The sequence below is a fragment of the Nonomuraea sp. NPDC026600 genome, from assembly GCF_040638335.1.
Classification (GTDB): Bacteria; Actinomycetota; Actinomycetes; order Streptosporangiales; family Streptosporangiaceae; genus Nonomuraea.
This window is the reverse complement of sequence record NZ_JBEZYD010000008.1, coordinates 317240-342064: the sequence shown is the minus strand read 5'-3', so window position 1 is coordinate 342064 and position 24825 is coordinate 317240. Positions and strand designations below refer to the sequence as shown.

The 24825-nt window shown below is 70.6% G+C and carries 23 protein-coding genes and 1 pseudogene; 12 read left to right on the top strand and 12 right to left on the bottom strand.

Annotated features, from left to right (window positions below):
- The first annotated feature begins 23 nt into the window (after positions 1-23).
- Positions 24-833, top strand: coding sequence for an alpha/beta hydrolase (locus tag AB0F17_RS21615; protein WP_358025498.1), 810 nt, complete (start codon positions 24-26; stop codon positions 831-833).
- Positions 834-873: 40 nt separating this feature from the next.
- On the opposite strand, the gene AB0F17_RS21610 is transcribed toward AB0F17_RS21615, so the two are convergent.
- Together AB0F17_RS21610 and AB0F17_RS21605 are read right to left on the bottom strand one after the other, a co-directional pair.
- Positions 874-2025, bottom strand: coding sequence for a hypothetical protein (locus AB0F17_RS21610; protein WP_358025496.1), 1152 nt, complete (start codon positions 2023-2025; stop codon positions 874-876).
- A complete protein-coding gene (locus tag AB0F17_RS21605) occupies positions 2026-2307 on the bottom strand; it encodes a hypothetical protein (protein WP_358025494.1) in 282 nt (93 codons plus the stop codon).
- Positions 2308-2441: 134 nt separating this feature from the next.
- Between AB0F17_RS21605 and AB0F17_RS21600 the strand changes: the two genes are divergently transcribed.
- The 4 genes from AB0F17_RS21600 to AB0F17_RS21585 all read left to right on the top strand — a co-directional run bounded on the left by AB0F17_RS21600 (position 2442) and on the right by AB0F17_RS21585 (position 8480).
- Positions 2442-2864, top strand: a complete 423-nt coding sequence (locus AB0F17_RS21600) for a YbaB/EbfC family nucleoid-associated protein (protein ID WP_358025492.1) — start codon at positions 2442-2444, stop codon at positions 2862-2864.
- Positions 2865-3001: 137 nt separating this feature from the next.
- On the top strand, positions 3002-5143 hold the full coding sequence (locus tag AB0F17_RS21595) for a hypothetical protein (protein WP_358025490.1): 2142 nt from the start codon (positions 3002-3004) through the stop codon (positions 5141-5143).
- Positions 5140-6261, top strand: a complete 1122-nt coding sequence (locus tag AB0F17_RS21590) for a DUF58 domain-containing protein (RefSeq protein WP_358025488.1) — start codon at positions 5140-5142, stop codon at positions 6259-6261. The genes AB0F17_RS21595 and AB0F17_RS21590 overlap by 4 nt, the downstream gene beginning before the upstream one ends.
- Positions 6249-8480, top strand: a complete 2232-nt coding sequence (locus AB0F17_RS21585) for a transglutaminaseTgpA domain-containing protein (protein WP_358025486.1) — start codon at positions 6249-6251, stop codon at positions 8478-8480. Before AB0F17_RS21590 ends, AB0F17_RS21585 begins: the two co-directional genes overlap by 13 nt.
- A gap of 151 nt (positions 8481-8631) precedes the next feature.
- Here the strand turns inward: AB0F17_RS21585 and AB0F17_RS21580 are convergent, their stop codons facing one another.
- The 4 genes and pseudogenes from AB0F17_RS21580 to AB0F17_RS21565 all read right to left on the bottom strand — a co-directional run bounded on the left by AB0F17_RS21580 (position 8632) and on the right by AB0F17_RS21565 (position 11650).
- Positions 8632-9156: an N-acetyltransferase gene (locus AB0F17_RS21580; RefSeq protein ID WP_358025632.1), complete on the bottom strand. Its 525-nt coding sequence runs from the start codon at positions 9154-9156 to the stop codon at positions 8632-8634.
- Positions 9157-9360: 204 nt separating this feature from the next.
- Positions 9361-10020, bottom strand: a pseudogene (locus AB0F17_RS21575) (class I SAM-dependent methyltransferase); the annotation flags it as partial.
- 8 nt (positions 10021-10028) lie between these two features.
- A complete protein-coding gene (gene rsgA / locus AB0F17_RS21570; RefSeq protein ID WP_358025484.1) occupies positions 10029-10988 on the bottom strand; it encodes a ribosome small subunit-dependent GTPase A in 960 nt (319 codons plus the stop codon).
- A 371-nt stretch (positions 10989-11359) separates the two neighbouring features.
- A complete protein-coding gene (locus AB0F17_RS21565) occupies positions 11360-11650 on the bottom strand; it encodes a hypothetical protein (protein ID WP_358025482.1) in 291 nt (96 codons plus the stop codon).
- A gap of 33 nt (positions 11651-11683) precedes the next feature.
- On the opposite strand from AB0F17_RS21565, the gene AB0F17_RS21560 reads away from it, so the two are divergent.
- Together AB0F17_RS21560 and ilvA are read left to right on the top strand one after the other, a co-directional pair.
- A complete protein-coding gene (locus AB0F17_RS21560; RefSeq protein ID WP_358025481.1) occupies positions 11684-12421 on the top strand; it encodes a hypothetical protein in 738 nt (245 codons plus the stop codon).
- A 331-nt stretch (positions 12422-12752) separates the two neighbouring features.
- Positions 12753-14003, top strand: a complete 1251-nt coding sequence (ilvA, locus tag AB0F17_RS21555) for a threonine ammonia-lyase IlvA (RefSeq protein WP_358025479.1) — start codon at positions 12753-12755, stop codon at positions 14001-14003.
- A 161-nt stretch (positions 14004-14164) separates the two neighbouring features.
- On the opposite strand, the gene AB0F17_RS21550 is transcribed toward ilvA, so the two are convergent.
- A complete protein-coding gene (locus tag AB0F17_RS21550; protein ID WP_358025477.1) occupies positions 14165-14569 on the bottom strand; it encodes a hypothetical protein in 405 nt (134 codons plus the stop codon).
- Positions 14570-14863: 294 nt separating this feature from the next.
- Here AB0F17_RS21550 and AB0F17_RS21545 point away from each other — a divergent pair, with 294 nt between their 5' ends.
- On the top strand, positions 14864-15805 hold the full coding sequence (locus AB0F17_RS21545; protein ID WP_358025475.1) for a DUF5996 family protein: 942 nt from the start codon (positions 14864-14866) through the stop codon (positions 15803-15805).
- A gap of 48 nt (positions 15806-15853) precedes the next feature.
- Here the strand turns inward: AB0F17_RS21545 and AB0F17_RS21540 are convergent, their stop codons facing one another.
- Together AB0F17_RS21540 and AB0F17_RS21535 are read right to left on the bottom strand one after the other, a co-directional pair.
- Positions 15854-16438 (bottom strand): hypothetical protein, encoded by a 585-nt coding sequence (locus tag AB0F17_RS21540; protein WP_358025473.1) that lies wholly within the window; start codon positions 16436-16438, stop codon positions 15854-15856.
- Positions 16435-16986 (bottom strand): sigma-70 family RNA polymerase sigma factor, encoded by a 552-nt coding sequence (locus AB0F17_RS21535; RefSeq protein ID WP_358025471.1) that lies wholly within the window; start codon positions 16984-16986, stop codon positions 16435-16437. The genes AB0F17_RS21540 and AB0F17_RS21535 overlap by 4 nt, the downstream gene beginning before the upstream one ends.
- A 544-nt stretch (positions 16987-17530) precedes the next feature.
- Here AB0F17_RS21535 and AB0F17_RS21530 point away from each other — a divergent pair.
- A complete protein-coding gene (locus tag AB0F17_RS21530) occupies positions 17531-18850 on the top strand; it encodes a hypothetical protein (RefSeq protein ID WP_358025469.1) in 1320 nt (439 codons plus the stop codon).
- A 79-nt stretch (positions 18851-18929) separates the two neighbouring features.
- Here AB0F17_RS21530 and AB0F17_RS21525 read toward each other — a convergent pair whose 3' ends face one another.
- From AB0F17_RS21525 to AB0F17_RS21515, 3 genes are read right to left on the bottom strand one after another with little or no spacing between them, the layout of a single operon-like run.
- On the bottom strand, positions 18930-20951 hold the full coding sequence (locus tag AB0F17_RS21525) for a protein kinase (protein ID WP_358025467.1): 2022 nt from the start codon (positions 20949-20951) through the stop codon (positions 18930-18932).
- Positions 20948-22195, bottom strand: a complete 1248-nt coding sequence (locus tag AB0F17_RS21520; protein ID WP_358025465.1) for a hypothetical protein — start codon at positions 22193-22195, stop codon at positions 20948-20950. Before AB0F17_RS21520 ends, AB0F17_RS21525 begins: the two co-directional genes overlap by 4 nt.
- Positions 22192-22815, bottom strand: a complete 624-nt coding sequence (locus tag AB0F17_RS21515; RefSeq protein WP_358025463.1) for a hypothetical protein — start codon at positions 22813-22815, stop codon at positions 22192-22194. The genes AB0F17_RS21520 and AB0F17_RS21515 overlap by 4 nt, the downstream gene beginning before the upstream one ends.
- Positions 22816-22943: 128 nt before the next feature.
- On the opposite strand from AB0F17_RS21515, the gene mycP reads away from it, so the two are divergent.
- The 3 genes from mycP (at position 22944) to AB0F17_RS21500 (ending at position 24817) form a co-directional block, all read left to right on the top strand.
- Positions 22944-24080, top strand: coding sequence for a type VII secretion-associated serine protease mycosin (gene mycP / locus AB0F17_RS21510; RefSeq protein WP_358025461.1), 1137 nt, complete (start codon positions 22944-22946; stop codon positions 24078-24080).
- Positions 24081-24177: 97 nt separating this feature from the next.
- A complete protein-coding gene (locus AB0F17_RS21505; protein ID WP_358025459.1) occupies positions 24178-24501 on the top strand; it encodes a WXG100 family type VII secretion target in 324 nt (107 codons plus the stop codon).
- A 16-nt stretch (positions 24502-24517) separates the two neighbouring features.
- Entirely contained in the window at positions 24518-24817 is a 300-nt protein-coding gene (locus AB0F17_RS21500; RefSeq protein WP_219527046.1) for a WXG100 family type VII secretion target, read from the top strand.
- Positions 24818-24825: the final 8 nt, after the last annotated feature.

Sequence of the window (24825 nt, the reverse complement as noted above, 5' to 3'; positions counted from 1 at the left end):
AATTGATGCATTAGGCTGATGTCATGAAAACAGGCATGTTGCGGGTGGACGGCGCGAACCTCTACTTCGAGGTGCGGGGCACCGGTCCCGTCCTGCTGATCTCCCAGAGCGGCGAGGGCGACGCCGGACGCAGCGTCGACCTCGTGGACCAGCTCGTCGCCGACCACACGGTGATCACGTACGACCGGCGCGGGCTCTCGCGCAGCATCCCGGACGACCCGTCCGGGGGCGCGACCGTCGAGGAGCACGTCGACGACGTCCGCCGCCTGCTCGACCACCTGACCGGCGAGCCGGTGACGATGCTGGGCCTGAGCTTCGGCGCCACCATCGGGCTCCACCTGGTCGCGAGCGGCCGGTTGAGCAGGCTGATCGCGCACGAGCCCGTCGCGCCGTGGCTGCTGCCTCCCGACGAGTGCCTCGGCCACCGGCGGGAGCTGGCCGACGGCCAGGAGATCTACCGGCGCGACGGCCTGCCCGCCCTGCTCAAGGAGATCGGCAGGGCGCTCGGCATCGACCTCGCCGGCCGGGACGTCGAGCCGGACCTGACCCCGCAGCCGATGACCGAGCGGCGGACCGCCAACTTCCACTATTTCGTGGAGCACGACTGGACGGCGGCCATCGCCGACCGGCTGGACCCGGCCACGCTGAAGGGCGCCCCGATCGTGCCCGTCGCCGGTCGCACCACCCCGCACACGGTCTTCGACTACCGGTGCGCGGAGGAGCTGGCGCGGCTGCTCGGCACCGGCCTCGCGCACTTTCCGGGCGGGCACAACGGCAACACCTCGCACCCCAGGGCGTACGCGGCCCGGCTACGCGAGGTCCTCGCGCAGTGAGGTCCCCGCGCAGTGAGATCGCCGCGCAGTGAGGTCGCCGTTACTTCCCGCCGGGCAGGTCCGGTGGGTCAGGGGTGCGGAGTGGCGGGGCCGAGGGGGCGAAGGGGACCGCGAGCCTGAGGCCCACGCTGGGCGCGAAGCCCAGCAGCGAGCTCTGCGCCATCGGCGGCAGATTCCCGAACCACTGGGGTGACGGCACGCCCCGCTGCCCCGCCGCCGGGTTGAACGCCCGCCCCACGGCCCCGTTGAAGCCGCCCGCGATGCCGGAGAACAGCGCCACGTCGCCGAACGTCTGTCCCCAGGACTTGCCCTCGATCCTGGCGTTCCAGAAGGCGGGCACGCCGCCCGCGATCGCGCCCATCGTCACGTTGTTGAGCAGCGGCCGCCTGGCGGCGAGGCCGGTGAAGTAGCTCGTCGCGCCGAGGGGTCCGGTGAGGCCGGCGACCGTCGAGGCGTTGGCGGTCTGGGCGAGGGAGAGGATGGAGATGTCCAGCGGGTTCTGGCCGAAGACGCCCCTGGCCACGCCGCCGGCCAGCAGGTTGCCGCCGAGGGACCAGCCGTAGATCTGCCCGTACTTCCCGAGTGTCTTCAGCGCGACCGCCTTGGCGCCGCCGCCGCCGTACATGCTGAGACCGCGTACCAGCCCCGACCTCCCGACGGCCTCGAGCGTGCGCATGATCGCGGTGGCGGCGTTGCGCAGCGAGAAGAACCTGCTCAGGATGCCCGTCGCCACGGTGGCGCCGCGGGCCGCGATCCCCGCGGAGGCCGCCCACGCGGCGTAGCCGCTGAGGGCCGCGGCGGCGACCGAGACGGCGGCGCCCGCGGCCATCGAGATCACCAGGGACTCGATGAGGTCGGTGAGCGCCTTCCGGGTCTTGCGGGTCGCCTCGACCGACTGTTTCAGCACCTCGGCCGCAGTGCCGAGATGGTCGATGGCCGCCGTCCTGAACCGCTGGTCCAGGTGATGGTCCCATTTGTCGTGGAAAGTGGCGGCGTCGTCGCCCATCCAGCCGTCGACCGACTTGGGGATGGGGGCGAGTTTCGGGTCGATCTCCTTGAGCGCCGTCTGGAATCCCAGGCAGGCGTCGGCCATGAGCAGCAGGCGTTGTTCCTGCTCGTCACCGCCCAGGGAGGCGATCGCGTTACGCAGGGTCCGGACGAGGTCGATGATCGGGTCGAACGGTCCTGCCATTCAGCCACTTCCCAGTCGTGTCGCGCTCTCGCGCAGGCCGACGGCGGTCTCCCCCAGCTTGGCGGTGAGGTCGTCGGCGAAGCCGAGCAGTTCGTCGTAGAACGCCTGGTAGGACTTGGCCAGCTCTTCCGAGCCCCGCTCGATCAGGCCGAAGCAGTCGGGGGTCGGCGCCGCCGAGGTGCGGAACGTGTCGACGGCCGGTCGCAGCAGGGCCGCGGCCTCGTCGCACGCCTGGCCGCCCGCGATCAGCACGGCGGGCTCGATCCTGATCTCGTGGCCCATCGGGAAGCGCCCCTTCCTTTTAACCTGACGGCAACCTTGCCGTAAGAAACCGCCCGAATCAACGAATCCATTTACACTTCGACTTTTCCCGAAATATCGCCGCATTGGGTGGGCTGTCGGCGATTATCCCTGGCATGGATGCTGCGGAATTCCGCCCCGAAGACCTGGAACGGATCACCGCTCAGGCGGAGGAGCTGCTGCTCCGCGTGGAAGAGAGCCGTAAGGAGATCGACGCGGTCGTCGGCCGGGGCACCGGCGCGGACGGGCAGGTTCAGGTGGCGGCCGGCGCCACCGGACGGCTCACCGAGCTGGTCATCGCCCCCCGCGCGATGCGCCTGGACAGCGGGCGGCTCGCCGAGGAGCTGCTGCGGGCCGTCCAGCAGGCTCAGGACGAGGCCGACCGGATGGTCAGGGAGGTCATGGCCGGCACGCTCGGCGAGTCGATGCCGTCGCAGGATGCGCTCGACGACCGGTTCAGCCAGGTCCTGGAGTCCTTCGAGTCGTCGATGGACGAACAGTTCCAGGCCATCGACGAGCTGCGCCGGGGCACGACCTGAACGACACTTCGAGGTTGTTTGAAGAATGCCCCCGGCGGACCCGGCCGTTCTAAGGTGTCCGCGGGTATGCATGTGCACGAATGTCGCGGGATGTGAATTTGGTGGCCATTCGGTGGCAAAAGGCAGCACGACGGCGGATGGCGGGCCTCGTCGCGCTCGCGCTCGTCGCCGTGCTCACGGGCATCGGATTCTTCCTGGGCACGGGGGTGTCCAGCGCCCGGCCCAAGCTCGCCGACATCGGCGCCTGGCTCGCGAGCGCGCTCAACGGTGAGGTCGTCCACGCCAACGGCATGTCCGGCCAGGTCGACGGCCGGGTGGACCTGGCCGCCGCGAAGGGCGACGAGCTCAAGGTGGTTCAGGACGGCAACAGCGTGCTCGTCGTCGACGAGTCGACCGGCCAGGTCAGCCGCATCGACCCGACCCAGCTCGAGGTCGCCCAGAGCAAGAGCCTGGGCGCCGGGGGCATGCAGCTCGTGATGGGCGCGGGCAAGGCGTACGCGATCGACCCGCGGGCGGGCACCGTCCAGCAGGTGAACCCGCTGACCGTGGACACGATCGGCGCCGCGATCACGCTCAAGGCCCCGCTCGGCCAGGCGGGCATCGACAAGAACGGGACCCTCTGGGTGCCCGTTCCGGAAGAAGGCACGCTCGCCCAGATCAACGGCGCGCAGCAGGGCAAGGCCGTGACCGTGGGCGAGCCCGGCGACCCGCTCACGCTGACCATCGCCGACGGCGTGCCGCTGGTCACCAACTCCGCCGCCGCCTCGGCGATGGTCATCGGCTCGACGGGCACCCGGCTCACGGTGAGTCTGCCCAGCACGGTGACCGAGGCCGGGCGCGGCGGCATGCTGATGCCCGCCGTCGCGGAGGCCACGATCGTCCCGATGCTCGCGCCCAAGCAGGGCGCGCTGGTGCTCGTGGACACCGCGAGCGGCGCGCTCAGCACCGTCTCGGTGAAGGGCGGCAAGCTCGGGCCGCCGCAGGCGCTCGGCCGCCGCGTGTACATCGCCGACGAGAGCACCGGACGGCTGATCGTGTACGACACGGTGGCCAAGAGGTTCGACCCCGAGAAGGTGGTCACCGGTAAGGCGGGGCCGCTGGAGGTGTTCGTCAAGGACGGGCTGCTCTGGGTGAACGACCAGTTCAGCGAGACGGCGCTGGTCATCGAGCAGGACGGCAGAGCGCACCGGGTCGGCAAGTACGACGAGGCGCTCGGGCAGAAGGACACCCCGACCCCCCTGCCCGTACCCACCGGCACGCCTGCCGTGGTGCCCCCGACGTCCGTCCCGACCCGGCAGAGCAACCAGCCCACGTCGAGGCCCACGGTGACGGTCACCCGTACACCGAAGCCCACCGCGACGAAGCGCTCGGAGACCCCCAGCCCGCCTCCCACCGCCACCCCAACGCCGACCCCAACTCCCACGCCAACTCCCACGCCGACCCCAACCCCGACGCAGACCCCCGGCCCGCCGGGCACGGTCACGGCCAACTCGGGGCCCGGCTGGATGGAGATCGTCTTCACCCCGTCGAGCCAGGGCAAGGCCACGGGCTACACGCTCAAGGGCGCCCCGTCCGGTGCGAACGTCACCCCGGACCGGGTCAGGTCCGACGGTCCCTTCCAGTTCCGGGTGACCGGGGGCCGGTGCGACCAGGAGTACACCTTCCGGGTCGCGGCCCAGTACGACGGCGGCGAGTCCGCCTCCGAACCCACCATCCCGGTACGGCCCTGCGTCGCACCCGGCAGACCGGCGAGCTTCGAGGCCAAGGGCAAGAACCACGGCGCCGACCTCACCTGGTCGGCCCCCGACAACGCCAAGGACGGCGGCGTCAGCTATGTCCTCGAAGGCCCCGGCCAGCACCCCGGCACGCTCGACGGCACCGGCGCCGAGGTGACCGGGCTGAAGAACGGCCAGGACTACACCTGGACGCTGCGCGCCAAGAACGGCGCCGGCGAGGGCCAGGAGCGCGCCGAGGCCAAGGCCGGGCTGCAGCCGCCGTCGGCGCAGTTCCGCAACGCGCACAACGACAACCGGGACACCCTGATCCGGTCCGGACCCTCCGCGGGGGCGGAGTCCGGCCGGATCCCTCAGGGCGAGTACATCAGCATGACCGTGATCTGCCAGACCAAGGGCGCCGGCTACACCGATACCGACACGGGCATGAGCAGCGACGTCTGGAACAAGGTGGAGTCCAGCCGAGGCAGCGGCTGGCTCAATGACGTGCTGATGGACACCCCGAAGGGGGGATTCCCCGCCGCCCCCCTCTGGGAGTGCGAATGATCACCAGAGCGGGGTGGGGCACCCTGGCCGCCTCCGTGCTGCTGTACGCCGTGGCGGCGCCGCTCGGCTACCAGCAGGCGGGCGCGCTGTCGGCCGGCGGGATCGCCGCCGTCGGCGCCGGCCTGCTGTGGACGCTGCGACGGCCACGGCTGGAGGTACGCCGTGAGGTCACACCCGTCAAGGTCGCCAGGGGCGAGGCCGCCATCGCCATGCTGCGCGTCACGAACAGGGGCCGCTGGCGGCGCAACGGCCTGGAGGCCCACGACACCTGCCGGGGCACCGCGATCGTGGTCGACGTACCGCCGCTGGCCAGGAACGCGACCGGAACGGTGTCGTACCGGCTGCCCACCCGCAGGCGCGGCGAGACGCCCGTGGGCCCGCTGCGGCTCGACCGGGCCGACCCGTTCGGCCTGGCCCGGCGCACGACCTCGTACGGCCAGGCCGACCTGCTGCTGGTCCGGCCGCGCACGGTGCCGCTGGAGCCGCTGAACTCCGGCCGGCAACGCCACCTCGACGGCTCCGCCTCCCGCTCGCCGAGCGGCACGATCACCTTCAACGGGGTCCGCGACTACGTGATCGGCGACGACCTGCGGCACATCCACTGGCGGTCCACGGCGCGCACCGGGACCCTCATGGTCAAGGAACTCGAGGACGTCAGCCTGCCGTACACGACCACGATCCTCGACACGCGCGCCGGGTCGTACGGGGGTGACGACGAGTTCGAGCTGGCGGTGGACGCGGCCGCGTCGGTCGCCTGGTCGGCGACCCGCCGCCGCTTCCCCGTACGCCTGCTGACCGGCGCCGGCGAGCTCCTGTCCGCCAAGGGCGGCGCCGAGGAGGCCGAGACGGTGCTCGACCGGCTGGCCCTGGTCGAGCGCGCCGCCGACGCGGAGGCGCCGGTGGACGCGGTGCGCCGCGCGGGCTCCGGCGGGGCGCTGGTCCTGGTCACGGGGGCGCGGACGGCGCTGACGGGGGTCGCGTCGGTGCGCCGCCGCTTCGACCAGGTGGTCTGCGTGTGGGTCGGCGGCTCCTCCGACGACGGCCCGCCCGTGGTGCCCGGCGTGACGGTCATCGAGATCGGCGACCTGGCCGAACTGGCGGCGGCATGGCCGCACTGACCACCCCACCGGGCATGCGGACTACGGCGGCCGAGGCCGCGCCGCTGCCGCGGGTGCCTGAGTGGCGGCGGGTGGTGTCGGTCGTCATCGTGGTCCTGCTGGCGGGTACGGCCGGGTTGGCGTTCGACGGCGTGTTCACCCTGGGCGCGTTGATCCCCGTGGTGGCCGTGGCGGCGGCGGTGCCGGGCGTGGTGGCGTACGCGCTGGTCAGGGTCCTGCCGTTGTGGGCGTCCCTGGCCGTGAACCTGCTGGCCTGGCTGACGGCGGTGTCGGCGACCCTGTTCAGAGCGCAGGCCCTGGCCGGGTTCCTGCCGAGCCCGGCCAGCGCGCGGGCCGCGCTGCTCGGCGTGCGCGACTCGTGGAAGGCGCTGCTCACGACCATTCTGCCGGCCGAGGGGGACGGCAGGACGATCGTGCTGGCGCACTTCCTGGTGTGGGCGGCGGCGGTGGCCGGGGCCGAGTTGGCCCTGCGGACCAGGGCGGTGGTGCTGCCGGTCGCACCGGCCGTACCTGTGCTGGCCGCCGCCGTCGTCCTGGGCGTGGCCGGTCCCGGCTCGCGGCTGCCGTCGGCGGCGATCCTCGTCGGGCTGGCGCTCGTGCTGGCACTGGTCCGGGCGGCCCGGTCGGTCAGGACGATCGTGGCGGGGGTGCCGTTGCTGGCCGCCCTCGTGCTGGTCGCCGTCGCGGCCGGGTCGGTGCTGCCGTTCGCCGCCAAGCCGTACGACGTGCGGCAGTTGGTGGCCCAGCCACCGCCGCGCCCGCTCGCCGGGGTGAGCCCGCTCGACCAGGTGTCGGCCTGGCTCCAGAACCCCTACCGCCAGCTCTTCACCGTCCGATCCGCAGCCGAGGCGAACTGGCGGCTGGCCGTACTTGACCAATTCGACGGCGTCACGTGGACCTCCAGCGCCGGATACCTGCCGACCAGCGGCCGGGTCCCCGCCGACGGCGACGACGTCACGGGCGCCCGCGACGTCGTCGAGCAGCAGTTCACGCTGCAGAAGCTGGCCGGGCCCTGGCTGCCGGCGGCGGACCGCCCACAGCAGGTGAGTTTCACCGCGCCGATCACGACTGGCCTGATGGCCGACCCCGCGACCGGGATGCTGGCGAGCACGGCCACCGCTCGCGAGGGCGCCACGTATCGGGTGACATCGGGCATCCGCCGCTACTCCGCCGCGGAGTTGCGCGAGGCGGTCCCCGCCCCTGACCAGGCCGCCCTGGCGCTGCCGAACGGCCCCGACGGCCGTACGGCACCGCAGCGGGCCCGGCTCGCCACCATCGCGCGCAAGGCCACGGCCGGTGCCACCAGCCCCATGCAGCAGGCCGTACGACTGGCCGCCTACCTACGCAAGCATGCCGACTACGACGTCAACTCCCCGCCGGGGCACAGCTATCGCAGCATCCAGTTCTTCCTCACCGAGGCGAAGAAGGGCACGACCGAACAGTTCGCGGCGTCGTACGCGCTGCTCGCCCGCTCGCTCGGCCTGCCCAGCCGGGTGGTCGTCGGTTTCGGGCCGGGCAAGTCGCAGGGCGGCGGCGTACGGCAGGTGCTGGCGGGCGACGTGCTCGCCTGGGCTGAGGTGGAGTTCAAGGAGATCGGCTGGGTGCCCTTCTACCCGACCCCGGCGCGCAGCCACGCGGGCGAGAGCGGTGACGTCGCCGAGGGCGTGTCCAAGCAGCGGCAGGAGGTCGAGCAGGAGATCAGCAGCGAGAACGCGGAACCCGCTCCCACACCGACGCCCCACCGACCGACGCTGAAGCCGTCGCCCCGCAAGGAGGCGGCGAGGATCGCCTGGCTGCCGGTCGCGGGCGCGGTGCTGGGGGGCCTGCTGGGCGGCTACCTGCTGGCGGTGACCGTGCTGCCACCCCTGCGCCGCCGCCGACGCCGCCGGGCGGGCGATCCGCGGGCGCGGGTGGCGGGCGCGTGGCGGCAGACGGTGGTACGGCTGCGCGCCGCCGGGGTTCCGGCTTCGTCGGGCGTCCTGACGGCTCGGGAGGTGGCAACGCTGGGGGTGACGGCATTGGGCGCCCCTGCGTACGAGCCGCTGACGGGCCTGGCGGACCTGGCGAACCTCACCCGATTCGGCGACCTCCCCGCGGATCCCGCGGCGGCGGAGGCTGCGTGGCGGCACTACGCGGACGTCGACGTGCTGGTCAGACAGAAGGTCGCGATACCGCGCCGACTGGCCCACCGCCTGGCCCCCGGCTCGCTGCTCCGCTGACCGGGTCAGCCAGTGGCGCGTCACTGCCCCACTGCCCGTCGGAGAAGGCCGTCGCCAGGTATGCGGATGTCACCGCGGGCCAGATCGTCCCTACTGGCTCGGATAACGGTCCGTGCGGGGCTGTGTTCTTCCCGCACGGACCGTTTCGGTGCTAGACGCCGAATGCCGTCGCGTAGCGGATGGTGCCTGCGGGGACCGGGCGCGCGGGATCGAAGGCGAGCGCCATCATGTACTCATCGGCAACGTCGAACGGTGGCCGGATGGCATAGCCCGAGGCCGGGGTGAAGCCGAAGCGGGGATAGTACTCGGCGTGGCCGAGGACGAGCACGAGGTTCTCGCCCTGTTCGCGCGCGGCTCGCAGGGCGGCGTGGATGGCGGCCGAACCGGCGCCCTGCCTTTGGTATTCGGGCCGGACGGCGCACGGGCCCAGGGCGAGGGCAGGGACGTCGCCGACATGGCAGCGGGTGAGTAGCGCGAATCCGGCGATGGCCCCGTCGGGGGCCTGGGAGACCCAGGACAGGCCGGGAAGCCATGCCGCCGGGTCGGCACGCAGAGCCTCGACCAGGTCGGCCTCTTCGGAGGTGGGAAAGGCGGCGAGGTTGACCGCGCGGATCGCGGTGAGGTCGGCGTCGGTCTCGGCGCGGGTGATCCAGCCGGTGCTCGTGACGGTGGTCATAGCGGTGTGCGGGTCCGTTTCCGTGCTGGTCGAGGCGTGGCTCTGCGGTCGCAGGACGTAGCCGGTGTATTGGTAGTCCGTGCCGTGCTCACGGCGCATGGCGATCTCTTGCCGGGTGGCCGCGATCGCTTCGCGCATACCAGCCACGGCCGTGTCGGCCGAGTCGACGCGTTCGGACAGCGGCGTGTAGTACTCGTCGAACCAGTCGCTGTCTGGGAGCGAGTGGATCGCGGCGACGGCGTACCCGGCGTCCCGCGCCGCGGTGACGTTGCCGTCCCCGGTGCGCAGCTGGTAATGCCGGTCCCAGAACGCCCGCGCCTGGTCGGACGGGGAGTCCGTGGCCCATTCGCACTCGGTGAGGACCAGAGTGCCGCCGGGGGCCAGCAGCCGCCGCCAAGAGCGCAGCGCGGTGTCGAAGCCGATGTTGTAGGCGGATCCTTCGGCCCAGATCAGGTCGAAGTTTTCATCGGCGAAGGGCAGGTCGGCCATCGACTGCCGGATGGTGCGGATGGCGTGGCCGAGGCCGCGTTCGGCGGCGGCCTGGGTCAGTTCGTCGAGGAACGGCTGGTGCAGGTCGATCGCAGTGACCTCGGCGGCGGCCTCCTGGGCCAGCAGCAATGAGGCGCGGCCGGGCCCGCAGCCGATGTCCAGTACGCGGGGGCGCGCTGGCAGCGGGCCGGCCAGTGCCAGTAGACGGCGCGTGGTCGCGTCCGAACCGGGGCCTTGGCGGGGCAGGCCGTGGTGCAAGGCGAAGAACGCCTCAGTGATCGCGTTGCGCGGAGTGTCGGTCACGATGGTGGCTGGTTCCTCGATGGAGTCGCGGGGATGGGAGGTCGGCACGGTGTCGCCGGTGATCGACGGCATGCGGTCGTTCACGATTGCCGGTCCCGGAACTTGTAGGTCGCGCGCAGATGCCCGGTGATGGCCTTCTGCCGGTTGGTGCGCTCACCGCGTAGTCGAGCATCGTTGCGCGAGGCCGCCCAGGTGTTCTCGCGTTGCAGTTTGCGATAGCTGCTCAGGCGGCGCTCGGTCAACTCCCCCGTCTGGATGGCGTCCTGGACCGCGCAGCCGGGCTCGGTCTCGTGGCCGCAGTCGCCGAAGCGGCAGTCCTGGGCGAGGCGTTCGATCTCGGAGAAGACCTGTTGCAGGCCGTCGGCGGCGTCGTAGAGGCCGATCCCGCGCAGGCCAGGGGTGTCGATGAGCACACCACCGCCGGGAAGGGGGATCAGCTCGCGATGGACGGTGGTGTGGCGGCCCTTACCGTCTTGTGCCCGTACTGCGCCGGTGGCGAGAACATCGTCGCCGAGCAGGACGTTGCCCAAGGTGGACTTGCCGGCCCCGGAGGGCCCGAGCAGGACCGTGGTCCCGCTCAGCAGCGCGGTCAGGACATCCATGTCCTGACCGGTGGCCGCGCTGGTGGTCACGATGTCCACGCCCGGGGCCAGCGCGCGGACATCGGTGTGAACGGCGACGGCATCGGCTGCCAGGTCCGCCTTGGTCAGGGCGATCACCGGACGGGCGCCGCTGTCCCATGCCAGGGCCAGGAGCCGTTCCACCCGAGCGGCGTCCAGTGGGGCGGCCAGAGAGACGGCGACGACGACGGTGTCGATGTTGGCGGCGAGCACCTGCCCATGGGAGGAGCGCGAGGCGGAGGACCGCACGATCGCGCTGCGACGCGGCAGCAGGGCCACCAGTTCCGGATGCGGCGCCGGGCGCAGAGCGGCCCAGTCGCCGGTGCAGGGCGCGAGGAGCGGGTCGGTGGAGTACAGCGCCGACAGGCCGGCCCGCGCCGGGCCGTGCTGGGTGACCGCGTCGCACAGACCGCGATCCACACGCACGATCCGAGCCGGCGTCAAGCCGACCCTACGGTGTTCGGCGAAGGCGCTGTCGAGCGCCTCGGTCCATCCGTACCGGGACAGGTCGATATCGGTTGAGAAGGAAGAATCCGTAAGAGGAGATGGCAACGTGAGACACCTTGCGGGAAGGGGCCCCGACGAGACGCAGATACCACCCCGCCTCGCGAGCTCGGCGGCTCACGGCGGAGGGAAGAAGTGGGTCAGACCGGGGCCCGGGACGTGAGGATTGTCCGGGCGCTGCTGCATACAGCAGCGGTCTTCACCGCGGTCATTAACCTCACCTCCCTCTCATCCGGTAATCCAACGCCAACGATCGAGAGCGTAGCACCCCCAAAGGATTACCGATCTCATCGCCAACCACCGGTGCCCCGAGCGGCTGTCCAAGCCGCCATCACCGACACTGGAAAATGAGCACGGGAACCGGCCAGGTGCCCGCCGCCCTGCACGAGAGCTTCGCCGAGATCGACACCGTCGAACCTCGCCTCCTGTGCCGCGATCGCGCGCTCGGCATGGTCTCGGGCCCGCTCATAGTCGCCGAGCCAGATGTAGGACGAGGCGGTGTAGGTCGTCATCGCATAGGTGGCCGGCGGGCCGGTGTCGATCACCGAACGTGACGCGAACGCCTGCTGCCAGCTCACAGGCTGGTGGTCTCGGTGGGGGACCATGGGATCATGACCGATGCACGATTCGCGGCCCTGCGTGCGGCGGCCGCCACAGGTGACCTGGACGCCGCTCGCGAACACGCGCGACTGGCCGCCCTGCTCCGCGAGGAGGAGGAGGTCGCCGAGGAGCGCCTCCGCGCCCTGGTGGAGCGGCTACCGCACGATCCCGCGGCCACGCATTTGCTGATCGCTGATCTGCTCCGTACCGTCGTGGCGATCCTGGAGGATTTCTCCTACCGGCCAACCCAGCCGCAGCCGGAGCTCGACCGGGTGAGCGAGGAAATCGCGGGGCTGTGCCAGGCGCTGCGGCGCCGCGACCCGGCCGACGGTGTCGCCCAGGCGTGCCTGGCGGCACTGCAGGAGTTGCTGGATGAGGATGGCCGCCCGCACGTCGCGCCGGCGTACGAGCACTCCTGGTACGTGGTGGAACGGAAAACGGCGGGAGGATCCGTCGAGTTCCTGCAACGGCTCGTGGTGACGGACGCCGACGAACTGCGCTGGGCCTGTGACCTGTGGGCGGCGCACGAGGAGGGGTATTGGGACCAGGGGTATCTGACCCTAACGGTCTACCGGTCGGGCGTCGCGGCCGAGCGGATCGACTTGGGCGACCACTTGGGCGAGTACGACACGGACTGGGACGCGGTGGAGATCCCACCCCTTTCCGGCACTCCGCTGCCTCCGGGGCAACCGGTACGGATCGAAGACGGTGAGCTGGCCCACCACGGCTTCATCGAACACGTCTCCTAGTACGGCAGCGCTTTTCATTAGCTGAGCTGGGTGTATGCGGTAGGCAGGCGGGCACGGCGGTGGAACCAGCGGGCGCGTGCTTGGTGTCGGCGGTTTGGCGCGATCAGGCGCGACACGCATGCCTGCAAGATCTTGGAGTCTCTGGTCGATCGCCGTCTGGCTGGGGGAGACGGGCGCTGCGGGAATCGCCCGGCCTGTTGGGATCGTTGTGACCTATGTGCTCGCCTGGCGACGGGCACCGTTCCCAGGGATCCACTGTCCGGCTGCCGTCGTCACTACAATGCGACGCCTTGCTAACATCCCTTGATCAACCGCTGTGCCTGGAGTGTGCATGACCGACCGTCTCACCACCGCGATGATCAGCCAGGCGGCCGAACGGTTGCGGCCGGTGGTACGTCGCACCGCGCTGGAGCCGAACCAGCGGCTGTCCGACCTGCTCGGCGGTCAGGTGCTGCTCAAGCGCGAGGACGCGCAGGTCTGCCGCTCCTACAAGGTGCGCGGGGCGTTCAACCTGATCGCCTCGCTCACGGAGGAGCAGCGGCGGCGTGGTGTGGTCTGCGCGAGCGCGGGCAACCACGGGCAGGGCGTCGCGTTCGCCTGCGCGCGTCTCGGGATCAGCGGGCGGGTGTACGTCCCGTCCACCACGCCACGGCAGAAGCGCGAGCGCATCGCGGCGCTCGGCGGCGACCGGGTGGAGGTCGTGGTCGGCGGCGGCACCTACGACGAGGCGAGCACCGCCGCGCACGCCGACAGCGAGCACACCGGCGCGATCTACGTGCATCCGTTCGACGACGTCAGGACGATGGCCGGGCAGGGCACGGTCGGCCTGGAGATCCTGGCGCAGTCCGGGGAGGCGCCGCACACCGTGATCGTCCCGGTCGGTGGAGGCGGTCTGATCAGCGGAATCGCCGTCTGGTTCCGCGAGCACTCCCCCGGCACCCGCATCATCGGCGCCGAACCCGCCGGAGCGGCCAGCATGCGCGCCGCCCTCGACCACGGCGGGCCCCTCGCCCTGCCCGAGCTGGACACCTTCGTGGACGGCGCCGCCGTCGGAAGGGTGGGAAACGCAACGTTCCCCCTGGTCAAGGACTTGGTCGATGAGGTCGTCGCGGTCGATGAGGGTGCAGTGTGCACCGAGATGCTGGATCTCTACCAGACCGATGGCATCATCGCCGAGCCCGCCGGAGCTCTCGCGGGAGCGGCAGCCCGTGAGCTGGTGCCGTACTCCTCCGAAGGGCCGCTGGTGTGCGTGGTGTCGGGCGGCAACAACGACGTCAGCCGGTACGGCGAGGTGCTGGAGCGCTCTCTTGTGCACATCGGGCTGCGGCACTACTTCCTGGTGACCTTCCCGCAGCGCCCCGGCGCCCTGCGGCACTTCCTGGACGAGGTGTTGGGTGAGGGCGAGGACATCATCGCCTTCGAGTACGTCAAGAAGAACAACCGCGAAACCGGCCCGGCGCTCGTCGGCATCGAGCTCGAGCGGGCCAGTGATCTCGACAGCCTCCTGTTCCGCATGAAGGCCAGCCCGCTCACGGTGGAGCGCGTCCCACCTGGCTCGCCGCTGTTCACCTTCCTTCTCTGACCTCCCGCCACGGCGTGTCGGCGGCCACCCCGAGGGCGGCCGCCAGCGCCGCGACCCCCACTCGCCACAAGACCTGGCCAAGGGTGACCGAGCGCCGGGGATGGGCCGGGGTCCGGACAGGACCCCGGCGAGCGGCTGTAGCTGCGCAGGTCGGCATGCTATCAAGCGGCGTCGAGGGCTTCGGTGATCTTGCGGGCCATCTCCGTCAGGGTGGGGCTGGGCTCGCCCTGGTGGCTGCGGGCGGCTGCATCGATGGCGACGGTGACGGTGCTGTGGAAGTTGTCGGCCTCCGCCGGATCCTGCTGCTTGAGCAGGATCATGGCCGCCGTCAGGGCCGGCAGCACCTGGTCGGCGAGTTCGGCCACGGACTTGCCGTACTTCACGCCCTTGGGCGCCTTGGTGAGCACGTGCCCGACCAGACCGGTCGCGGAGGTCAAGGCGATGGAGCCGTGAGTGGCGACCTTGTGGGCCGAGCCGGCGGCACCAGCGGCGGACATCAGCGAGACGGCGCCCCACGCGGCGATCCGCAGGGTGAGCTTGTCCTGGTCGATAAGGGTGATGGACATGGTGGTGTACTCCTTTAGATTGGTGCGAAATTCAAGGGAACGGGTCGGTGCGGGTGGCTCTCACTCAGCCTTGGGGCCGCGGCCGCTGAACCGTTCATGGCTTAACCATCACCGACCGCTCTGATACCGGGCCGTCGCCGTCCTGACACGGCCGCTGACACCACACCGCCCAGCGAGCGCGAGCGGCAGGCTATGTCACCGCCTGCGACGCGCAGTCCGACCACGCCTCTGCCTCCAAGCCGAACTCGTGCCATCACGTGGGTAGCGCCGCGAACGTGTGGGAACGATGGCGTCATGGAGTTGTTCACTGCCGTACCGTCCGCCGAGTGGCGGGACACCAAGGCGACGCTGCACCGGTTCTGCCAGGTCGTGGGCAAGATCCGGCTCGCCTCGGCGTTCCGGCGCAACCACTGGTGGAACGCGCCGTTCCATGTCACCGGGCGGGGGATCACCACCCGTCCGATGGGGCAGGCCGACGGCAACCAGATCTTCACGATCGACTTCGACTTCGTCGGCCACCAGTTGCTGCTCACCACGGTTGACGGCCGGGCGGTGTCGTTCGCGCTCCCGGGCCAGTCGGTGGCGTCCTTCTACCAGCACACGATGCGGGCGCTGGCGGCCCTGGACGTGCGGGTGGACATCCCCGTACCGCGGCCGTTCGACCTGCCCGACGCCGACCGGCCGTTCGCCGACGACACCGAGCACGCGCACTACGACCCGGCCGAGGTCACCCGCTACTGGCAGGTCCTCAGCCAGGTGAACCTCCTGCTGGAGGAGTTCGCCGCGGGCTTCTCGGGCAAGATCAGCCCGGTGCACCACTTCTGGCACACCTTCGACATCGCCTGCAGCCGCTTCTCCGACCGCGTGATCGACCAGCCCCCCGGGGCCGACCCGGTGACGCGGGAAGCGTACTCGCGGGAGGTGATCAGCTCCGGCTTCTGGTTCGGCGACGACGCCTTCCCGGACCCGGCCTTCTACTCCTACACCGCTCCCGAGCCCGAAGGGCTGGACAGCGAACCTCTGAAGCCCGCGGCCGCGCGGTGGATCGAGCAGCGCGGCGGCCATCTGGCCGTGTTGCGCCACGCCGATGCCCGGTCCGAGGCTGATCCGCGCGCCGCCGTCCTCGCCTTCTACGACAGCGCTTACCAGGCCGGAGCCCGGCGTGCCGGGTGGGACGTCGCCCGGCTCGCCTGTCCCGGCGGGGTCACCGATCCAGAGCTGATCGCTGGAACGTGACGGACCGCGCACTGGGCGGGCAGCGCCGGCGTCGCCGTATCGGAGGTGCTAGCTTCCCGCTGGAGGCTGGCCCTGCGGGCCGCCGGCGTCGTCCCGGTCCTGCCTGTCGACGACAACGCACGGGCCGACCTTGCCGGGGATCATCAGCGTCGCGAGTATCCCCAGCATCTTCGGCGGCTCCGCTCCGGGGACCTCCTCCTCGTTCTTGGAGAACTCCAGGACCAGCGTCTTGTCCTTATCGATGAGCCGGGGATCAATGTCCAGCCCGCCCTCCCGCATGTGGACGGTCCCTTCCGCCGGAAGACTGCTCATTCCTCTGTTCTTCTCGCACTCCTTGCCGGACTCGAGGTAGGTGACGTCCGCTTTGACGCCCGCCGCCTTCAGGTCTCGCTCCAACTGATCGGCGTCTTTGAACTCACGGATCTCGACCCCGACCGTGCCGTCCGCCTTCTTGCTCACGGCGTACGCGGGCGACTCCGTCCCCGTCAGCAGCGGCACCGCGAACGCCGCCGCAGCGGCCAAGGCGGCCACCGCGCCCCCGGCGTACACCCTGCGGGTGACCCGGCGGCGGCGTTCGCCGCGGTGCGTGATCTCAGCCTGGAGTTCCATCAGCAACTGCTCCTCGTATGTCATCGTGGTGCTCCATCCGTGACGAAGGGCAGATTCCGCAGTGTCTGGCGGGCGCGGTGCAGGCGTACCTTGGCGGTCCCCTGCCGGATACCGAGGGCGAGCGCCGCTTCCGCGACCGTGAGCTGGTCGATGACGACCAGCTCCAGCACGGCGCGCTCTCCCTCCGGCAGCTCCGTCAGGGCCTCGAAGGCCAGCCTGGCGTGCCGCTCGGCGTCGATGCGCTCCTCAAGCCTGGCGACATCGTCGGTGTCCAGCGTGCGTCGCCCGCTCACCCGGTCTGTCAGCTGGAGCTGCTTGTACGCTCGCCGTCGCTCGGCCGAAACCGTCTTACGCGCCACGCCGTAGAGCCATGCGATCTCAGTGCCCAGCTCGGCCCGGTAGGTGTGGGCCGAGTCGAGCACCGCCACGAACACCTCAGCCACCAGGTCGGCGACGGTATGCGGATCATCGACGCGACGGGCGAGAAAACGGGTGACCGCATCGACATGCTCCCGGTAGAAGGCCGCGAAGGCCACAGGATCTGTGGCGATCCCCGCCTGCTTTCGACGCACCGGCCGTGCTCCCTTCGTCGATTGACGTCCCTACTTGGCGAGAACCGGCCGAAAAGGTTACAACCGCAGCTCACACGCGCCTGCCTCCCGCCGAGCAACCCCTACTCGATGCCGCTCGGCTGCCTCTGATGTGCCTGCGCTACAGCGGCTCGGCGGACTACTGCTGGGGCCTGCGGCCTCTACGTGACCCCCTCACGCCAACCCCGAGAGACACTTCCAGGCGAGACCACTTAGTTGAGGGCTGTGGTGGCCTCGACCTGCCGTCGTCGAGTGGAATCCATTCGGCGCGCGAATACGGCTCTTATGAGCAGGCTCCGGGGACGTTTTTGTGTCACCCTATTTGGACTTTCTGGCCCGTACGGCGCCGGTTGGATCTCACTACTATTCGGCCATGATCTTCGACCCTTCGATACTCCTGAGAATCGGCCTGGCCATGGCCATTCCCGCGGTGTTCGCATGCACATCTGTGACGGTCGCGGCGCTGTCTGCCCCACGGAACCGCCACGTGCGCATACGCCGGCGTAATGTGGTCGGGGGATTGTTCGTGTCGTTCATCGGTGTCGGGATGATGGCATTCGGTGCGTGGTCGGCGCGTGAAGATTCGCGCTACGACGCCGTCGTCTTGATCGGGCTCACACTGATGGCCCTCATCGGCGGAGGCCTGCTCCTTCTCGGTTTCGGCCCGTTCGCCTCGTGGCTGCTGGAAATCCTCGGCCGGTGCGCGGAACGACTGCCGCTGCCCGTTCGCCTGGCGGTCCGCGACCTGGCCGGTCGTCGCGCGACTACGGCTCCCGCGATCACGATGACCGCGATGGCGACGAGCTTCGGCATCGCGCTGACGATCATCGCGGTCGGCATGACGACGCAGGACAGTGCCGCCTATTCCCCCAGCGCCCGGCCCGGCACCCTCTCGGTGCGGTCTTTCTCGGCGGAGCAGGCCGGTGCCGTACGTGCGGCGATCCAGCGGGAGTTACCCGGAGTGCCCATCGCCCAGCGTGAGATTCCAAGTCACCCTCCGCGTGAATTCCGATTCTTCGGCGCGGATGCCGAGAACGTCGACCTGCCGGAAGAGCGGGTCTACGCGAACGAAGTCATCGGCGACGAGGCACTGCTGCGGTATCTCACGGGCGACCAGTCGACGCCGTACGACGAGGGCAAGGCCGTGGTGGTCACGACCGCCGACGTGCAGGTCGACTCGGTCCAGATCAACTACGACGTCACCGGGAAAGACGACCCGCTGACGAGTAAGACCATTCCGGCGATCGTCGCCAAAACCGTCGACCCCCACATGCAGACGGTCTTCGTCCCGGCGAAGGTCGTCCGGGACCTCGGCTATCAGCTGGAGCCGGACGAACTGATCGTCGATCCCTCCCTCCATCGAATCTCGGCGGGCGAACAGGAACGGCTCGACAGCCGACTGGGCGACATCGCGGACACCTACGTCGAGCGGGGATTCCAGGCTTCGACCACCTGGCTGGTCGTCGCCGCGGCGACGCTCCTCATCGCCCTGTTCGGTGCATTGACCGCCGGAGACGGCAAAGCCACCAGTTCGCGACCGGGCCGGGTGCTGAGGCGGGCCGGTGACGGATCGGCCGCGACTTTCCGGTGGTTCGGCGCCTCCCGAGCGGGGCTGAGCACGCTGTGCGGAACGGTGTTGGGCGCGGTCGCCGGGTGCCCCATCGGGATGTTGCTGATATGGCCCTTGACCGCTTCAAGCTCGTGGGATTCGCCGCCACGGGTGTCCTTCGAAACCCCGTGGCCGACGATCGCGGCCGTGGTCGTGGGACTGCCCGTCCTCGCCGCCGCCCTCGGCGGACTCCTCGCGCGTGAGCGAGCCGGCGGCGAGCCGACCGCTACTTCGTGATCAGCTACAGGTCCCGGCCCGTCGAGTTCGAGTTCGCGGCGGACCTGACCAGCCCTACGACATAGCTGAAGCCGATCGTTCAGGTGGGTGGGGTGGCGAGCGGGAGGACGATGGGTGGTTGGACCTGCTCGTCCTGGCTGCCTGGGTCGGTTTCGACCGCGCCGCGGATGCACAGGGACGGTGACCAGGCGACAGATGACGGCTGGCCGAGTCTGACCACCGTGCCGACCTTGAAGCAGTAGCCCGTGGCCGCGTCCAGGCCGGCGACCGTGAACGTGCTGCTGCCGCTCCGCATCGACATCATGCGCTCGCCGGGAGACTGCTGGATCACCATGGGGAAGTCGCTCTTGCGCTGCTGCTTCCACGACAGCGTCACGGTCGAGCCGTTGTCGGTCACCAGCTTGAGGTCCTTGGGCCGCTGCGCGCTCAGCGCCGCCGCGTCCAGGGTCTTGGCGGGGCGGGCGATGGAGGGTCCGGTAGAAGGCAGGGCGGACGGCAGGGCGCTGGGTGGCGGTGTCGCGGCGGTCGAGTCGGGTGGCTTGGCGGTCGTCGTGGAGTCGGTGCCTCCAGTCGTGGGGTCGGTGCCTCCGGTCCCGGAGTCGGTGCCTCCGGTCGTGGCGGACTGGGGCTCCAGGGTGATGCGTGGCGAGCTCGCCGGGCGGCCGTTCATGGCGGCGGCGATGCTGGCTGCGCCGATCAGTACGGCCAGGCCGGAGGTGCCGGCGATGAACAGGGGGACCTTCTTGCTCCTGCGCCGTGGCTCCGCCGGTGCCTGCGGCTCCGCCGTACCCGGCTGGGGCTGGTAGGAGGACGGGTAGAGCGGGCGGGGCGGAGCGGGGAGCGACGCGGAACGGTCGGGGTCGACGGTCCACACGAGAGCACGCGGCACCGACGCCTCAGCGGCCACCGGCATCGACGGCATCGGCATCGACGTCGACGGCGGCAGCGGCGGCGGCGGCGGCGGCCCAGCCTGCGAGGCGCCCGGTAGGGGTTCCGGTCCGGCTGACAGAGCACCCGCCCCGCTTTGAGCGGCGCCCGGCAAGGGGCCGGGCCCGGTCTGCGACAGGCCCGGTGCGAGCGGCGGTCCGCCATACGAAGGGCCCGGTCCGGTCAGTGAAGGCGACAGGCCAGGCACGGCCTGCACGGGTGGCAAGCCCGATCCGGCCTGCGATGGGAGCATGCCCAGTCCGGGTCGCACGGGTGGCAGACCCGGCTCGGGCTGGGAGGGTGGCAGACCCGGTCCGGGTTGGGAGGGTGGCAGGAGGGACGGCGGCGCGACCAGTTTGAGGGCGGGTAGAGCTGTCTGGGCGAAGCGGGCGGCGAGGTCGGCGGCTGTGGGGCGGGCGTCGGGGGGTTTGGACATTGCCTGGTGGACGGCCGTCACGAGGTCGAGTGGCAGGCTGCGGTGTGCCAAAGGCGGCGGTTCCTCGCTCAGGACGCCGAAGACGAACCGGGCCGAGGTGTCCGGCCCGTCCATGGCGAACGCGGCCCGCCCGGCCAGCAGTTCGTACAGCATCGACCCGAACGAGTACACGTCCGACGCGGGGCTGGCCGAGCGGCCTTCGAGCAGTTCGGGCGGGGTGTGGACAGACACGGACGTACCGTCGGGCAGTTCGGCCAGCGACATCAGGCCGCTCATGCCGTACCCGGTCAGGGCGGGTTCGCGGTGCTCGGGCAGGACCACGTTCTCCGGCCGTATGTCGCCGTGCACGCCGCCCGCAGCATGGGTGGCGGCGAGCGCGCTCGCCACTGCGCGGGCGATGCGCAGTGCCTCGGCGGGGGGCGCGGGCAGGCTCCGGCCGGGCCGTTCGGCCAGTGTGCAGCCTCCGGGCAGGTGGGTCACCAGGTACGGGCGGCCGTCGGCGGTGGTGCCCAGGTCGAGTACGGGGATCACGTTCGGGTGGGCGGCGAGCGCATCGGGGAAGCGGAAGCCGCGCAGCAGTGGCTTGAGCCTGCGCTTGTCCACCCGGCGGCAGGCCAGCGTCCGCAGCAGCACCGAGGCGCCGTCGCGGTCGGCCGTCGCGAGGTACGCGCTCCACGGCCCGTCCTGCCCGGCCCGCTCCTGGAGCCGGTAGCCGCGGACCTTCTCCGTCATCGTCATGCGATCACTGCGGGACCGCCCAGGTCATCGGTCTCGAACGCCTCGTCCTCGATCATCGGGAACCGGGTCCGCTCGCGATCCTGCTCCTGGCCGTTGGCGCCGCCCATGCCCGGCGGGTACATGCCCATCCCCATGCCGCCGGCCCCGGCCCGCACGCCCGCGCCGCCGCCCGTCAGCACGCCCGCGCCCTGTGCCGCCGTCGTGGCGGTGCCGATCCCTGACGGGGTCAGCGGGCCGGTCGAGGGTGTGCCGGTGTTCACCCGGTTGGCCAGGTCGGGGGTCATGGTGTCCGGGAAGCCGGCCAGGTTCGCCTTGGTGTCGGGCAGGGCCGGGGTCTTGAGGTCGCCGGGATTCTTCAGGTCCGGAGTCTGGGGTGTCTGGAGGTCGGGGGTCTTGGTGCTGGGCTGGTCCAGGCCGGGGACGGTCGGGACGTTCGGGTTCTGGGCGCCGCTGGGGTCGGGAAGGCTCGGGTTCTGGGCGCCGCTGGGGTCGGGAAGGCTCGGGTTCTGGGCGCCGTTCGGGTCGGTCGGCCCTGGCTGGTCGCCGACGCCGGACAGGCTGGGATCGTTCATGCCGGGCAGGCTGGAGTACGGGCTGCCGAGGCCCGAGTACGGGTCGGAGACGCCGCCGAGCCGGCCGTTGCCGCCCAGGCCGTCGAGGCCGGGCAGGTGCCCGGGAGTGACACCGGCACCGGGTGGCGGTGCCGCGCGCTGCTCCAGCTCGGGGGCGATCCGGTCGTAGACCACGCCCATGAACCTGTTGAGCTGCCGCAGATGGTGGCGGGCAAGGGCGTGCGCGTTGCCGTCGGTGCCGAACACGCTGTCACGGAGATCGTCGTCCCAGCCCACGCCCCCGACCTGGGGGACGTTGTCGCGGAAGAAGGGCAGCACATCACGGCCGTACCAGATGAGGGGCTTGGCGACGGTCTGGGCGCTGTAGTTCACCGCGGCCAGGTCCTTCTGGAGCTCGCCGATCTTCTTGAAGACGCCCTCCAGAGGTTCCCCGCCCAGGGAGTCGGCGATGCGCCCCGCCTCCGTCTGCAAGGTCTTCATCGCTTCCTCGCAGCTCGCGGCCAGGGTGTCGTAGTTGTGGCCGGCGTCCTCGATCTTGCGCGGGTTGGTGTGGTTGCGGATGAGGTCGACGATGCCCTGGCTGTTCTCGCTGTCGCCCTTGGTCGTGGCGGTGTCGTCAGGCAAGGGACGGGTGCCGTCCCTGAGCTGGTAGAGGGTGTAGCTGCCGGTCATGTCGCCGCCCCCCGCAGGCCGTCGGCCACGGCCTGGTCGGCGTCCATGGCCGCCTTCACGGTCTGGTCGAGCGTTTCCAGGATGGCCTCGTAAATCGAGCAGAGCTGGGTGACGGCGCTGTTGAGGCTGTTCTGCGCCTTGTCGGTGGTCAGCTTCAGGTCGGTGGCGGCCTGCCAGGTGCCCAGGTCGCGCTCGCTCAGTGTGGAGCGGGTGACGAGCACCTCCAGGCTCGGTGTGCCGCCCATTCCCCTGAGCCGGTCCAGGTCGGCGCGGAGCTTCTCGACGGGCGAGTCAGGACGCGCTTTGCCGGTCGCCGGGTCCACGAAGTCGGCGATCTTGATGAACATCTCCTTCTTCGCCGTGCCCGGGTCGACGCGGTATCGGGTCAGCAACTCATCGCGCGTCGTCTCGGAGACCCGTGGCCGGGCGGTCGGCGGGTATGTTCCGGTCCCGTAATCCTGTAGGAAGTCGGTGTACTCTTCCTCGGTGTTGATGGGGTCCAGCTGTTTCTCGTAGACCCTCCCGTCCTCGCCCGACTCGACGCCAATGCGCTGGTCTCTCGGGAGGCCGAGGCCATCCCTGGTGTCATCCCGCTCGCTGCCGTCGTCAGGTGTCGGCATGAATCTCTCCCCGGCTATCGGTCCGCGCCCCTCCCTTCTGTATCCCGCGCCGGCCGTGCCGGGGCTTCACTTCAAAGAATTTGGAACGGAATCCGGCTTGCCGCCCAAGACAGGCAAAATCCCATTACATGGCCATTTCCTGGGCCGGTACCACCGCCCTCGCCCTGATGCTCGCCGTCACGCCCGTCAGCGCTGCGACGGCCGGCGCCGCCGTCCCGCCGTGTAATCCCGAGGCCGGGGTCCAGGACGTCAGCGGCAAGCCCTGGCCACAGGATCGGCTGCGCTTCCAGCGGGTGTGGCGGCTGACCCGGGGCGAGGGCGTCACCGTCGCGGTCGTCGACAGCGGCGTGGACACGCGGCACCCGCAGCTCGCCGGGGTGGTCACCGTCTCCGAGGACCTGACCGGCACGGACCAGCGGGACTGCGTGGGCCACGGTACGGCCGTGGCGGGCATCATCGCCGGCCGCGACCTCACCTCGCGTGGCGTGCCGTTCCTCGGCGTCGCACCGGGTGCGCGGATCCTGTCGATCAAGCAGACCGCGACGAACGACGGCGCGGTTTCGCTGCTGGCCCGGGGCATCAGAAGGGCCGCCGAACTGGGCGCGAAGGTCATCAACGTATCCGTGGAGGCGCACGACCAGCCGGAGCTCAAGTCGGCTGTCGGCTACGCGCAGAGCAGGGACGCGGTGATCGTCGCGGCGGCGGGCAACGTGAAGCGGGAGGACGGCGAGGTGACGCCCTCCTACCCGGCGAACTACCCCGGCGTGATCGCGGTCGGCGCGGCCTCCCCCGACGGTACGAAATCGGCGTTCTCCAACGGCACCACCAGGGTCTCCGTCACCGCACCCGGATCGGCGATCACCAGCACGTGGACGGGCGGCGGCTACCGGACCGATCTCGACGGCACCAGCTTCGCCGCCCCGTACGTCTCGGGGGTGGTGGCCCTGGTCAGAGCCAGGCATCCGGAGCTCGATCTCTGGCAGGTCAAGCGGCGCGTGGAGGTGACGGCCGAGGGCGGCGGCGCCACCGGGACCGGCGCGGGCATGGTCAACCCGCTGCTCGCGGTGACCGCCGTACTACCGGGCACCGAGGAGAAGGCGGGCGGCGCCGCGCCGGTCGTCGTGGCCAAGGCCGCCGTCCCCGACCCGCGTACGCGCGGGCTGGCCGTCGGCATCGCGGCAGGCACGGTGGCGGTGACCGGGCTGCTGGTCTTCGTGGCGATCATGCTGCCCCGGGGGAGGCGCCGGGGGTGGCGTGCCGGGTGATCCAACATTTCGAGGAATGTTGAAGTCACGGCCGTTCATCCGGTGCGACCGCTTATGGTGCTCGCGTTGTCCCATGTTCGATTCCGGGAGGTGAACCGTGGCGCAGCCGACCACTTACCAGCAGGGCAGTCAGCACGACGCGGCCGCGCGCGCGCTCATCGCGCACGAGCACATCACGCAGATCCACAACAGGCTGCTCCAGATCCCCGACCAGCTCGGCGGTGCGTGGAAGGGCGAGTCGGCGTCCGTCTACGCGCAGGTTCTCAACGAGTGGAACCCGCAGTTCAAGAAGGTCATCGACGCCCTCCACCTGATCGCCGAGAACCTCAAGGGCTCGGGGATCGAGTACGAGGAGGCCGGCACCTCCGCGCAGGCCGTCACCCAGAACCTCATGGCCGCGCTCAACGGCGGCAAGCTCTGACCTAAGGAGGGTCTCCATGACAGGTGGCGGCGACATCATCCTCGCCAATTTCGACGAGATGGAGGAGATCGCGGCCGAGCTCGGCCGCGCGTACGCCAACCTCGTCGGCGAGCTGACCGACCTGGAGAACGACCTGAAGATCCTGGAGACCTGGGACGGCTCCGCGAAGGGCGTCTACCTGGAGGCCAAGCGCGAGTGGAACGACGCCGTCGTGTCCATGGGTGACACCATGCAGCGCTTCGGGCCCGCTCTGCACGACGCGACCGAGATCATGCGCGACGCCGAGCAGGCCAATGTCCGGCGCTGGGGCACCTGAGCGGAACG